The organism is Streptomyces sp., assembly GCF_035645055.1.
In the GTDB taxonomy this organism is placed as follows: Bacteria; Actinomycetota; Actinomycetes; order Streptomycetales; family Streptomycetaceae; genus Streptomyces.
In genome coordinates this window covers 1-12,261 of sequence record NZ_DASQNH010000012.1, presented here as the reverse complement: position 1 = coordinate 12,261, position 12,261 = coordinate 1, and the positions used below count along the sequence as shown (strand labels likewise).

General features: G+C 67.6%; 10 protein-coding genes, 1 tRNA gene and 1 pseudogene. All 12 read left to right on the top strand.

The genetic code is table 11. The features are described 5' to 3' along the window. The first annotated feature begins 184 nt into the window (after window positions 1-184). Window positions 185-257: transfer RNA gene (locus VE614_RS03105), tRNA-Trp, on the top strand. Between the two features lie 104 nt (window positions 258-361). Next, a complete protein-coding gene (gene secE / locus VE614_RS03100) occupies window positions 362-646 on the top strand; it encodes a preprotein translocase subunit SecE (RefSeq protein ID WP_324931528.1) in 285 nt (94 codons plus the stop codon). Window positions 647-723: 77 nt separating this feature from the next. Continuing rightward, entirely contained in the window at window positions 724-1,587 is an 864-nt protein-coding gene (nusG, locus tag VE614_RS03095) for a transcription termination/antitermination protein NusG (RefSeq protein ID WP_324931525.1), read from the top strand. Window positions 1,588-1,616: 29 nt separating this feature from the next. Beyond that, the gene (locus tag VE614_RS03090; protein WP_324931522.1) at window positions 1,617-2,069 is read left to right on the top strand and encodes a DUF3592 domain-containing protein; all 453 of its coding nucleotides are present in this window, start codon (window positions 1,617-1,619) and stop codon (window positions 2,067-2,069) included. A 132-nt stretch (window positions 2,070-2,201) separates the two neighbouring features. Then, window positions 2,202-2,636, top strand: coding sequence for a 50S ribosomal protein L11 (gene rplK, locus VE614_RS03085; RefSeq protein ID WP_043503290.1), 435 nt, complete (start codon window positions 2,202-2,204; stop codon window positions 2,634-2,636). An 83-nt stretch (window positions 2,637-2,719) separates the two neighbouring features. Further along, the gene (rplA, locus tag VE614_RS03080) at window positions 2,720-3,445 is read left to right on the top strand and encodes a 50S ribosomal protein L1 (protein WP_324931517.1); all 726 of its coding nucleotides are present in this window, start codon (window positions 2,720-2,722) and stop codon (window positions 3,443-3,445) included. A 128-nt stretch (window positions 3,446-3,573) separates the two neighbouring features. Next, window positions 3,574-4,416 (top strand): hypothetical protein, encoded by an 843-nt coding sequence (locus tag VE614_RS03075; protein WP_324931514.1) that lies wholly within the window; start codon window positions 3,574-3,576, stop codon window positions 4,414-4,416. A 99-nt stretch (window positions 4,417-4,515) separates the two neighbouring features. Then, window positions 4,516-5,349, top strand: coding sequence for a DUF1396 domain-containing protein (locus VE614_RS03070; RefSeq protein ID WP_324931511.1), 834 nt, complete (start codon window positions 4,516-4,518; stop codon window positions 5,347-5,349). 306 nt (window positions 5,350-5,655) lie between these two features. Beyond that, on the top strand, window positions 5,656-6,186 hold the full coding sequence (gene rplJ, locus VE614_RS03065; protein WP_324931508.1) for a 50S ribosomal protein L10: 531 nt from the start codon (window positions 5,656-5,658) through the stop codon (window positions 6,184-6,186). A gap of 119 nt (window positions 6,187-6,305) precedes the next feature. After that, window positions 6,306-6,695, top strand: coding sequence for a 50S ribosomal protein L7/L12 (gene rplL / locus VE614_RS03060; protein WP_324931506.1), 390 nt, complete (start codon window positions 6,306-6,308; stop codon window positions 6,693-6,695). A gap of 555 nt (window positions 6,696-7,250) precedes the next feature. Further along, entirely contained in the window at window positions 7,251-10,733 is a 3,483-nt protein-coding gene (gene rpoB / locus VE614_RS03055; protein ID WP_324931502.1) for a DNA-directed RNA polymerase subunit beta, read from the top strand. Between the two features lie 94 nt (window positions 10,734-10,827). Continuing rightward, window positions 10,828-12,261, top strand: a pseudogene (locus VE614_RS03050) (DNA-directed RNA polymerase subunit beta'); the annotation flags it as partial.

Below are 12,261 nucleotides of genomic sequence, written 5' to 3'. Positions count from 1 at the left end.
GTGGCCTGGGTGATCTTCCGGTGATTTCGCGACGATCTTGTCCCGCCGTCGTCCCCCCGGTCCCTTTCTGTTCGACGCCCGGCCCCGGACCACGTACACTCTCACCTCGTTGGCCCTCGCAAGCCACGCACGTCCGGTGCACACCGAGCACTCGGCCGGATGCGGTACGTTGGGGGACAGACAAAGGGTCGTAGCTCAATTGGTAGAGCACCGGTCTCCAAAACCGGCGGTTGGGGGTTCAAGTCCCTCCGGCCCTGCTACACACACCGCCAGGATGTGTGCGCAGGTACGTACAGCAATGCACCGCCGTGCGGCTCAGACCGGGCGCGGCACGGCCACGACCCGGGATCAGGTGAGGATTATGACGGACGCCGTGGGCTCCCTCGACACGCCTGATGCCCGGGATGAGACTCCGGAGTCCAAGAAGACCCGCAAAGGCGGCAAGCGCGCGAAGAAGGGCCCGCTGAAGCGGCTCGCACTCTTCTATCGCCAGATCGTCGCGGAACTCCGCAAGGTCGTCTGGCCGTCGCGCGGCCAGCTGACGACGTACACGACCGTCGTGATCGTCTTCGTCGTCATCATGATCGGCCTGGTCACCGTGATTGACTATGGGCTCGACCACGCAGCCAAGTACGTCTTCGGCTGAGCCAAGAGCGAAGGGCGCCGTCACTGGCGCCCCTTTCGCGTGTTCCACCCGTATGTATCCAGGAAGAAGCAGCCACCGTGTCTGACCCGAACGTGAACGACGCCATCGAGCCGGATGCGTCCGTGGATGACGAGCTCGACATCGTCGAGGGCGCGGACGAGGACCTGGACGAGGTCGAGGCTGAGGACCTGGACGAGGCCGAGGCTGTCGACGCCGACGCGGAGGAGCCGGCCGAGGACGCCGCCCTCGAGGTGACCGACGAGGCCGAGACCGAGGACGCCGAGGCGGCCGAGGACGCCGAAGAGGCCGAAGCGGAGCCCGAGCTGGACCCGGTCGAGAAGCTCCGCCAGGAGCTGCGCGCCCTGCCCGGCGAGTGGTACGTGATCCACACCTACGCCGGTTACGAGAACCGCGTGAAGACCAACCTGGAGCAGCGCGCCGTCTCGCTGAACGTCGAGGACTACATCTTCCAGGCCGAGGTGCCGCAGGAAGAAGTCGTCCAGATCAAGAACGGCGACCGCAAGACGATCCGCCAGAACAAGCTCCCGGGTTACGTCCTGGTCCGCATGGACCTGACCAACGAGTCCTGGGGCGTCGTCCGCAACACCCCCGGCGTCACCGGCTTCGTGGGCAACGCCTACGACCCGTACCCGCTGACCCTGGACGAGATCGTCAAGATGCTCGCCCCGGAGGCCGAGGAGAAGGCCGCCCGCGAGGCCGCCGAGGCCGAGGGCAAGCCGGCGCCGCAGCGCAAGGTCGAGGTCCAGGTGCTGGACTTCGAGGTCGGCGACTCGGTCACCGTCACCGACGGCCCGTTCGCCACGCTCCAGGCCACCATCAACGAGATCAACCCTGACTCGAAGAAGGTCAAGGGCCTGGTGGAGATCTTCGGCCGCGAGACGCCGGTCGAGCTCTCCTTCGACCAGATCCAGAAGAACTGAGCGCCTCCACGTCCGAGGGCGCCCCGCCGGTGAGCACCGGGCCGGGGCGCCTTCGGCGCGTCCGCCCGGCCACCGTCGCCGCCGCGACCGCCCTCGCTCTGCTGGCACTGACGTACGCCGTGTCCCTCCCGGCCGCCTGGCAGCGCGTGGAGGCCCGGGGCGGCACGCCGTCCTCCGCCACCTTCCACGGCGGGGCCTGCCTCCTGGGCCGGTGCTCGGTGACGTTCTCCGTCGCCGGCGAGCGGGTGACGGCCGAGCTGCCCGTCGGGACCCGGGCCGGCGGACACGGCAGCGGGGACACGGTGGCCGTACGGTACGCGCCCGGTGAGCCGCGTCGGGTGGTGCTCGCGGACGACGCCGGGCGCGGGAGCGTGGCCCTGGTACTCGCCGTGCCGCTCGGGGCGACCCTCGCGGTGCTGGCGGCCGGCGCGGTGCGCAGAGCCCGCGGCGAGCGTCGCAACAGGCCCGCGCAAGCCTTCTGACCAGTGCGATTTCTGGTCCGGAGGAAGCAGGGGCTATCGTTGTGCGGTATGCCATCTGCCTGAATCATGCTCCAGCATCGATTCCCATGGGGCAGCTGGTACTCAACCTCTCAGTAAGGACCCGGAGAGAGCATGCCTCCCAAGAAGAAGAAGGTCACGGGGCTCATCAAGCTCCAGATCCAGGCCGGTGCCGCCAACCCGGCCCCGCCGGTCGGCCCCGCGCTGGGTCAGCACGGCGTCAACATCATGGAGTTCTGCAAGGCCTACAACGCCGCGACCGAGTCGCAGCGCGGTTGGGTCATCCCGGTGGAGATCACGGTCTACGAGGACCGTTCCTTCACCTTCATCACCAAGACCCCCCCGGCCGCCAAGATGATCCTCAAGGCCGCGGGCGTGGAGAAGGGCTCCGGCGAGCCGCACAAGACCAAGGTCGCGAAGCTCACCCGCGAGCAGGTCCGCGAGATCGCCACCACCAAGATGCCCGACCTCAACGCCAACGACCTGGACGCCGCCGAGAAGATCATCGCCGGCACCGCCCGTTCCATGGGCGTCACGGTCGAGGGCTGACCCTCACCCCCGTAGAACAGCAGAAGTGTGGAAGGGCCGGCTCGGCCCGGACCACGACTCCTAAGAAGCAACAGGAGCTTTAAGTGAGCAAGCGCAGCAAGTCTCTCCGCGCTGCGGACGCCAAGGTCGACCGGGAGAAGCTCTACGCTCCCCTCGAGGCCGTCCGTCTCGCCAAGGAGACCTCCACGACCAAGTTCGACGGCACCGTCGAGGTCGCCTTCCGCCTGGGTGTCGACCCGCGCAAGGCCGACCAGATGGTCCGTGGCACCGTGAACCTCCCGCACGGCACCGGTAAGACCGCCCGGGTCCTGGTCTTCGCGACCGGTGACCGTGCCGAGGCCGCGCGTGCCGCGGGCGCCGACATCGTCGGCGCCGACGAGCTGATCGACGAGGTGTCGAAGGGCCGTCTGGACTTCGACGCCGTCGTCGCCACCCCGGACCTCATGGGCAAGGTCGGCCGCCTCGGCCGCGTGCTCGGTCCCCGTGGTCTGATGCCGAACCCGAAGACCGGCACCGTGACCCCGGACGTCGCCAAGGCTGTCACCGAGATCAAGGGCGGCAAGATCGAGTTCCGTGTCGACAAGCACGCGAACCTGCACTTCATCATCGGCAAGACGTCGTTCGACGACACCAAGCTGGTGGAGAACTACGGCGCGGCCCTGGAGGAGATCCTCCGTCTGAAGCCGTCCGCCGCGAAGGGTCGCTACATCAAGAAGGCCGCCATCACCACCACGATGGGCCCCGGCATCCCGGTCGACCCGAACCGCACCCGCAACCTCCTCGTCGAGGAGGACCCGGCCGCGGTCTGAGCCTGAGGCTCACCTCACCGGTTCACGGGCCCCGCACCCCTTCCAGGGTGCGGGGCCCGTCCCTGTTCCCGGCCCGTTGTCAGTGCCCTGGGTTAGCGTTCTGGTGACGGGACGCGCAGGGGGGACGCATGACGAGGACGGGTGTGCGGACGAGGGCGCGGGGGCTGCCGCGGCGCGTGGCGCTCCTGGTCGCCGTGCTGGCCGTGCTGGCGGGGACGGCCGCCTGCACGACGGCCGGCGGCCCCGAGAAGCCCGCGGGGACGGCGCGTACGGCCGGGGCGCCGGCCGGGCTGCGGGAGGCGGCGCGGGCCACCGAGGCGGCCGGCTCCGCGCGGGTCGAGTCGGCCACGACCATCGGCTCGGCGATCTCCCTGTCCGCCCAGGGCGTGCTCGGCTGGGCGGACGGGGTCACCGGCACACTGACGCTCACCTGCACCGGCGGCACGCTGGCCGACACCCTGCGCCGGCTGGGGAGCACCACGATGCAGGCCCGCTATCTGCCCGACGCGTACTACGCGCGCATGGGTGACGCGTTCGCCGCGCAGGCGGGCGGCAGGCACTGGGTGAGATACGCGTACGACGACCTCGACAGCCTCGCGGGCGGCTCCGGGGCGCCGTTCGGGGACCATATGCGCGACTCCACCCCCGACCGGTCCCTGAGACTTCTGCTGGCCTCCGAGGACGTGCGCCGGGTCGGTTCCGAGCGGGTGCGCGGTGAGCGGACCACGCGCTACTCGGGCACGGTCGACGCGGGCGGCACGGGTGTCACCGAGCAGACCGTCGACGTCTGGATCGACGAGCGGGGCCTGCTGGTCAAGAAGGTGGAGAAGGGGCGCACGGCGTCCGGCGAGCTGATCCAGACCGCCTACTACGGCGATTACGGCGCCGAGGTCAGCGCCGAGCGGCCCCCGGCCTCGGACACCCGGGACTTCGCGGATCTCGTGGGGGCCTCGCCGGGAGGAGGCGCCTGAGCACCAATGGGCCGAAGGGAAATGCGAGGCCCCGTCCGCTCCCTCTCGGATAGGCTCGCGGCCTCTGTGTGTCAGCCATGCATCCCGTGGGGGGAATCCATGAAGTCGCCCAAGTCGTCCATATCCGCCGCCGCACTCGCCGCCCTGCTGCTCGCCGGTGGTGCCGTGAGCTGCGGCACCGAGCAGTCGCCCGAGATGTCGCCGGCGGCAGCCGTCGCCAAGGCCGCGAAGAACACGGAGGAGGTCTCCTCCCTCCGTTACCGCATGAAGGGCCAGGTTCCCCAGCAGGGCAGGATCGAGGCCGAGGCCGCCATGCGGATGAAGCCCTCGGTGGCCATGAGCATGAAGATGACGGCGCTCGACCAGGGCCAGGAGGGCACCGTCGAACTCCGGCTCGTCGACAAGGCGATGTACATCGGCGGCGGCGCGGCGATGGCCAAGGAGATGGACGGCAAGAGCTGGATGAAGTTCGACCTGTCCGCGCTCGGCGCCGGCAAGGAGCTGAACCAGCTCGGTGCCGCCGGCCAGGCGGACAGGAACCCGGCCCAGGAGACCGCCATCCTCACCGGTGCCAAGGACGTGAAGAAGGTCGGCACCGAGAAGGTCGACGGGGTCGAGACCACCCACTACTCGGGCACGGTCACCCTCGACGAGTTCCGCGACTCGCTGAAGGACGAGGACAAGGCCACCCGGGAGCGGCGCGAGAAGAGCCTCGACCAGTACGAGAAGATGGGTGTCGACAAGCTCACCATGGACATGTGGGTCGACGGCGAGGACCGCACCAAGCAGTTCCGGATGCGCGGCGACGCCGACGGCGGCCCGCTCGATGTCACCATCACCTTCCTCGACGTCAACGAGCCGGTGAAGATCGCCGCGCCGCCCGCCGCGGAGGTCGCCGACCTCGCGGAGATGATGGAGGAGAGCGGCGCCTGATCGAGGTGTCCGATCGCTCCGGGGGCCGGATTTGCTTGACGGCGACCCGGTCACGTACTCTCCTCCAGAAGCCAAAGACCGCTGGTCGTTGCCGTGCGCTCGCGAGAGGGCGCGGTGGCCGAAGGATCCGCTGAACTGCGGACGACCCGCGCAGGTGACAGTGGTAGTGCTCCCGGATCGGTTCCGCCCGTACGGAATTCGTCTGGTCGAGCTACGCCCCGTGCGCCTGCGCCGGGGCGTTTCGTTTTCCCCAGTCCTCCTTCGGGTCCGCGCGGTCCGAATCACCCGGAAGGAGGCCGAGGCTCTATGGCGAGGCCCGACAAGGCTGCCGCGGTTGCCGATCTGACGGACAAGTTCCGCAGCTCCAACGCCGCCGTGCTGACCGAGTACCGCGGTCTCACCGTGGCGCAGCTCAAGACGCTGCGTCGTTCGCTCGGTGAGAACGCCCAGTACGCCGTGGTGAAGAACACGCTGACCAAGATTGCGGCCAACGAGGCCGGGATCACGCTGGACGACCAGCTCTTCGCTGGTCCGACGGCCGTCGCCTTCGTCACCGGTGACCCGGTGGAGTCGGCGAAGGGTCTCCGTGACTTCGCCAAGGAGAACCCGAATCTCATCATCAAGGGCGGTGTCCTTGACGGCAAGGCGCTGTCCGCCGATGAGATCAAGAAGCTTGCGGACCTCGAGTCCCGCGAGGTTCTGCTGTCCAAGCTGGCCGGTGCGCTCAAGGGCAAGCAGTCCCAGGCTGCCTCTGTCTTCCAGGCGCTGCCGTCGAAGCTCGTCCGCACCGTGGACGCGCTTCGTGCCAAGCAGGACGAGCAGGGCGGTGCCGAGTAACTCGGCTCGCTTTCTGATCCTGGCCGCCTGAGCGCGGCGAGGGTCGCAGCGGGCCCGAACGTACGCCCGCCTCACCCAGTACATCCGGCACCTGCCGATTGAGTGGAAGGACCGCCATCATGGCGAAGCTCACCCAGGACGAGCTGCTTGCCCAGTTCGAGGAGATGACCCTCATCGAGCTCTCCGAGTTCGTGAAGGCCTTCGAGGAGAAGTTCGACGTCACCGCCGCCGCTGCCGCGCCGGTCGTCGTCGCCGGTGGTGCCGCTGGTGGCGCCGCCGCCGAGGCCCCGGAGGAGAAGGACGAGTTCGACGTCATCCTCACCGGCGCCGGCGACAAGAAGATCCAGGTCATCAAGGTCGTGCGTGAGCTGACCTCGCTGGGTCTGAAGGAGGCCAAGGACCTCGTCGACGGCACCCCGAAGCCGGTCCTCGAGAAGGTCAACAAGGAGGCCGCGGACAAGGCTGCCGAGGCCCTCAAGGGCGCCGGCGCCTCCGTCGAGGTCAAGTAACACCTCGCGGTTCGTACCGCACTCCCGCGACGCTGAGCACGGCCTCCTGAGGCTGTAACGCGAACGCACCGAAGAGCGATCATCCATCCGGGTGGTCGCTCTTCGGCGTTCCGGGGGGCGCGTCTCGGTTGCCTTGCGCCGCTCGTGACGGGGGGTAAGGTGATCTTCGTCGTGTCTCCGGAGGGCCTGGTTCCGGCCAGGGGGGCCTTGACGAACCGCACGCAGCGCGCAATTCTCAGGACGCGTCGTCACAACGGTCCGAATCCGAGGCATGGATCGACGACGAAGAGGGCAGTATCAACGTGCGTTGAGGGCAGGCATGGCGCAGGCGTTGAGAACAGACGGGTCTCCGAAATGCGGGACTGGACATCAGTGTGCCAAGTGGCTACACTGACCCTTTGCGCTGCCTGTTAGCTGTCCCCTGCCCGTCACCAGGGGTCTGCCCTCACCCGAGCCCGGCGACCAAATCTCCTCTGACCTGGGGATTTCCGTCTTACGCCTGGGAGAGGGGCCGGTACGCGCGTAGTGAGTCCGAGCCCTCGGAAGGACCCCCTCTTGGCCGCCTCGCGCAACGCCTCGACCGCGAATACGAACAACGCTGCCAGCACCGCCCCGCTGCGCATCTCCTTTGCAAAGATCAAGGAGCCCCTCGAGGTTCCGAACCTTCTCGCGCTCCAGACCGAGAGCTTCGACTGGCTGCTCGGCAACGACGCGTGGAAGGCTCGCGTCGAGGAGGCCCTCGAGAACGGTCAGGACGTCCCCACCAAGTCCGGTCTGGAGGAGATCTTCGAGGAGATCTCCCCGATCGAGGACTTCAGCGGGTCGATGTCGCTGACCTTCCGCGACCACCGCTTCGAGCCGCCGAAGAACTCGATCGACGAGTGCAAGGAGCGCGACTTCACGTACGCCGCCCCGCTCTTCGTCACGGCCGAGTTCACGAACAACGAGACCGGCGAGATCAAGTCCCAGACGGTCTTCATGGGCGACTTCCCGCTCATGACCAACAAGGGCACCTTCGTCATCAACGGCACCGAGCGTGTCGTGGTGTCGCAGCTGGTCCGTTCGCCGGGTGTCTACTTCGACTCCAGCATCGACAAGACGTCCGACAAGGACATCTTCTCCGCCAAGATCATCCCGTCCCGGGGTGCCTGGCTGGAGATGGAGATCGACAAGCGCGACATGGTCGGTGTCCGCATCGACCGCAAGCGCAAGCAGTCCGTGACCGTCCTCCTCAAGGCGCTCGGCTGGACGACCGAGCAGATCCTCGAGGAGTTCGGCGAGTACGAGTCCATGCGCGCCACCCTGGAGAAGGACCACACCCAGGGCCAGGACGACGCGCTGCTCGACATCTACCGCAAGCTGCGCCCGGGCGAGCCCCCCACCCGTGAGGCCGCGCAGACGCTGCTCGAGAACCTCTACTTCAACCCCAAGCGCTACGACCTCGCCAAGGTCGGCCGCTACAAGGTCAACAAGAAGCTGGGTACGGACACCCCGCTGGACGCGGGCATCCTGACCGTCGAGGACATCATCGCGACGATCAAGTACCTGGTGAAGCTGCACGCCGGCGAGACCGAGACCACCGGCGACAGCGGCGAGACGGTCGTCGTCGAGACGGACGACATCGACCACTTCGGCAACCGTCGTCTGCGCAGCGTCGGCGAGCTCATCCAGAACCAGGTCCGCACGGGTCTGGCGCGTATGGAGCGGGTCGTCCGCGAGCGGATGACGACTCAGGACGTCGAGGCGATCACGCCGCAGACCCTGATCAACATCCGGCCGGTCGTCGCCTCCATCAAGGAGTTCTTCGGCACCAGCCAGCTGTCCCAGTTCATGGACCAGAACAACCCGCTGTCCGGGCTGACGCACAAGCGTCGTCTGTCCGCGCTCGGCCCGGGTGGTCTGTCCCGTGAGCGGGCCGGCTTCGAGGTCCGTGACGTTCACCCGTCGCACTACGGCCGTATGTGCCCGATCGAGACCCCCGAAGGCCCGAACATCGGTCTGATCGGCTCGCTCGCCTCCTACGGTCGCGTCAACGCGTTCGGTTTCGTCGAGACCCCGTACCGCAAGGTCGTCGACGGTCAGGTCACCGACGAGGTCGACTACCTGACGGCCGACGAAGAGGACCGGTTCGTCATCGCGCAGGCCAATGCGCCGCTCACCGACGACCTGCGGTTCTCCGAGCGCGTGCTGGTCCGCCGCCGCGGCGGCGAGGTCGACTACGTCCCCGGTGACGAGGTCCACTACATGGACGTCTCGCCGCGCCAGATGGTGTCGGTCGCGACCGCCATGATCCCCTTCCTGGAGCACGACGACGCCAACCGCGCCCTCATGGGCGCGAACATGATGCGCCAGGCCGTTCCGCTCATCCAGGCGGAGGCCCCGCTCGTCGGCACCGGCATGGAGTACCGCTCCGCCGTCGACGCCGGCGACGTCGTCAAGGCCGAGAAGGCCGGTGTGGTCCAGGAGGTCTCCGCGGACTACATCACGACCGCCAACGACGACGGCACGTACATCACGTACCGCCTCGCCAAGTTCGCCCGTTCCAACCAGGGCACCTCGGTCAACCAGAAGGTCGTCGTCAACGAGGGCGACCGGGTCATCGAGGGCCAGGTCCTCGCCGACGGTCCGGCCACCCAGAACGGCGAGATGGCGCTCGGCAAGAACCTGCTGGTCGCGTTCATGCCGTGGGAGGGTCACAACTACGAGGACGCGATCATCCTGTCGCAGCGCCTCGTGCAGGACGACGTCCTCTCCTCGATCCACATCGAGGAGCACGAGGTCGACGCCCGTGACACCAAGCTGGGCCCCGAGGAGATCACCCGGGACATCCCTAACGTCTCCGAGGAGGTCCTCGCCGACCTCGACGAGCGCGGCATCATCCGCATCGGCGCCGAGGTCATCGCCGGTGACATCCTCGTCGGCAAGGTCACCCCGAAGGGTGAGACCGAGCTGACGCCGGAGGAGCGCCTGCTGCGCGCGATCTTCGGTGAGAAGGCCCGTGAGGTCCGTGACACCTCGCTGAAGGTGCCGCACGGCGAGACCGGCAAGGTCATCGGCGTGCGCGTCTTCGACCGCGAGGAGGGCGACGAGCTTCCCCCCGGTGTGAACCAGCTGGTGCGCGTGTACGTCGCGCAGAAGCGCAAGATCACCGACGGTGACAAGCTCGCCGGCCGGCACGGCAACAAGGGTGTCATCTCCAAGATCCTGCCGATCGAGGACATGCCGTTCCTGGAGGACGGCACCCCGGTCGACATCATCCTCAACCCGCTGGGTGTGCCGTCCCGAATGAACCCGGGACAGGTCCTGGAGATCCACCTCGGCTGGCTCGCCAGCCAGGGCTGGGACGTCTCCGGCCTGGCGGACGAGTGGGCGCAGCGTCTGCAGCGGATCGGCGCCGACGTCGTCGAGCCCCGCACCAACGTGGCCACCCCGGTCTTCGACGGTGCGCGTGAGGACGAGATCGTCGGTCTGCTGGAGAACACCCTGCCGAACCGCGACGGCGAGCGCATGGTGCTCCCCTCCGGCAAGGCGCGGCTGTTCGACGGCCGTAGCGGTGAGCCGTTCCCGGACCCGATCTCGGTCGGCTACATGTACATCCTCAAGCTGCACCACCTGGTCGACGACAAGCTGCACGCCCGTTCGACCGGCCCGTACTCGATGATCACCCAGCAGCCGCTGGGTGGTAAGGCCCAGTTCGGTGGCCAGCGCTTCGGTGAGATGGAGGTGTGGGCGCTGGAGGCTTACGGCGCCGCGTACGCCCTCCAGGAGCTGCTGACGATCAAGTCCGACGACGTGACCGGCCGCGTGAAGGTCTACGAGGCCATCGTCAAGGGCGAGAACATCCCTGAGCCCGGCATCCCCGAGTCCTTCAAGGTGCTCATCAAGGAGATGCAGTCCCTGTGCCTCAACGTGGAGGTGCTGTCCTCGGACGGCATGTCCATCGAGATGCGCGACACCGATGAGGACGTCTTCCGCGCTGCGGAGGAGCTCGGTATCGACCTGTCCCGGCGCGAGCCGAGCAGCGTCGAAGAGGTCTGACGGGAGTCCGGCGGCCTCCCACGAGGAGGCCGCCGGCCCCAGGACCCCCGTATCAGACCCAAAGACTTACAACCCTGAGAGGGATTGACGCATAGTGCTCGACGTCAACTTCTTCGATGAGCTCCGGATCGGCCTGGCCACCGCCGACGACATCCGTCAGTGGAGCCACGGCGAGGTCAAGAAGCCCGAGACCATCAACTACCGCACCCTCAAGCCCGAAAAGGACGGACTCTTCTGCGAGAAGATCTTCGGTCCGACCCGGGACTGGGAGTGCTACTGCGGCAAGTACAAGCGCGTCCGCTTCAAGGGCATCATCTGCGAGCGCTGTGGCGTCGAGGTCACCCGCGCCAAGGTGCGCCGTGAGCGGATGGGCCACATCGAGCTGGCCGCTCCCGTCACGCACATCTGGTACTTCAAGGGCGTTCCGTCGCGGCTGGGCTACCTGCTCGACCTCGCCCCGAAGGACCTGGAGAAGGTCATCTACTTCGCGGCGTACATGATCACGTACGTCGACGAGGAGCGCCGCACCCGCGACCTGCCCTCGCTGGAGGCCCACGTCTCCGTCGAGCGCCAGCAGATCGAGCAGCGCCGCGACGCCGACCTGGAGGCCCGCGCCAAGAAGCTCGAGACCGACCTGGCCGAGCTGGAGGCCGAGGGCGCCAAGGCCGACGTACGCCGCAAGGTGCGCGAGGGTGCCGAGCGTGAGATGAAGCAGCTGCGCGACCGCGCGCAGCGCGAGATCGACCGTCTCGACGAGGTGTGGAACCGGTTCAAGAACCTCAAGGTCCAGGACCTGGAGGGCGACGAGCTGCTCTACCGCGAGCTGCGGGACCGCTTCGGCACGTACTTCGACGGTTCGATGGGTGCCGCGGCGCTGCAGAAGCGCCTGGAGTCCTTCGACCTGGAGGAGGAGGCCGAGCGCCTCCGCGAGATCATCCGCACCGGCAAGGGCCAGAAGAAGACCCGTGCGCTCAAGCGCCTGAAGGTCGTCTCCGCGTTCCTGCAGACCAGCAACAGCCCCAAGGGCATGGTGCTGGACTGCGTGCCGGTCATCCCGCCGGACCTGCGTCCGATGGTGCAGCTGGACGGTGGCCGCTTCGCGACCTCCGACCTGAACGACCTGTACCGCCGTGTCATCAACCGGAACAACCGACTGAAGCGCCTTCTCGACCTCGGTGCGCCCGAGATCATCGTGAACAACGAGAAGCGCATGCTCCAGGAGGCCGTCGACGCGCTGTTCGACAACGGCCGCCGCGGTCGCCCGGTCACCGGTCCCGGTAACCGCCCACTGAAGTCCCTCAGCGACATGCTGAAGGGCAAGCAGGGTCGTTTCCGTCAGAACCTGCTCGGTAAGCGTGTGGACTACTCCGCGCGTTCCGTGATCGTTGTCGGTCCGCAGCTGAAGCTGCACCAGTGCGGTCTGCCGAAGGCGATGGCGCTGGAGCTCTTCAAGCCGTTCGTGATGAAGCGCCTGGTCGACCTGAACCACGCGCAGAACATCAAGTCGGCCAAGCGCATGGTCGAGCGC

Excerpts from the sequence above, each read along its gene's own strand:
- rplL (WP_324931506.1), top strand. The coding sequence starts at position 6,306 with ATGGCGAAGCTCACCCAGGACGAGCTGCTTGCCCAGTTCGAGGAGATG.
- rplJ (WP_324931508.1), top strand. The coding sequence starts at position 5,656 with ATGGCGAGGCCCGACAAGGCTGCCGCGGTTGCCGATCTGACGGACAAG.
- secE (WP_324931528.1), top strand. The coding sequence starts at position 362 with ATGACGGACGCCGTGGGCTCCCTCGACACGCCTGATGCCCGGGATGAG.
- rplK (WP_043503290.1), top strand. The coding sequence starts at position 2,202 with ATGCCTCCCAAGAAGAAGAAGGTCACGGGGCTCATCAAGCTCCAGATC.
- VE614_RS03075 (WP_324931514.1), top strand. The coding sequence starts at position 3,574 with ATGACGAGGACGGGTGTGCGGACGAGGGCGCGGGGGCTGCCGCGGCGC.
- VE614_RS03070 (WP_324931511.1), top strand. The coding sequence starts at position 4,516 with ATGAAGTCGCCCAAGTCGTCCATATCCGCCGCCGCACTCGCCGCCCTG.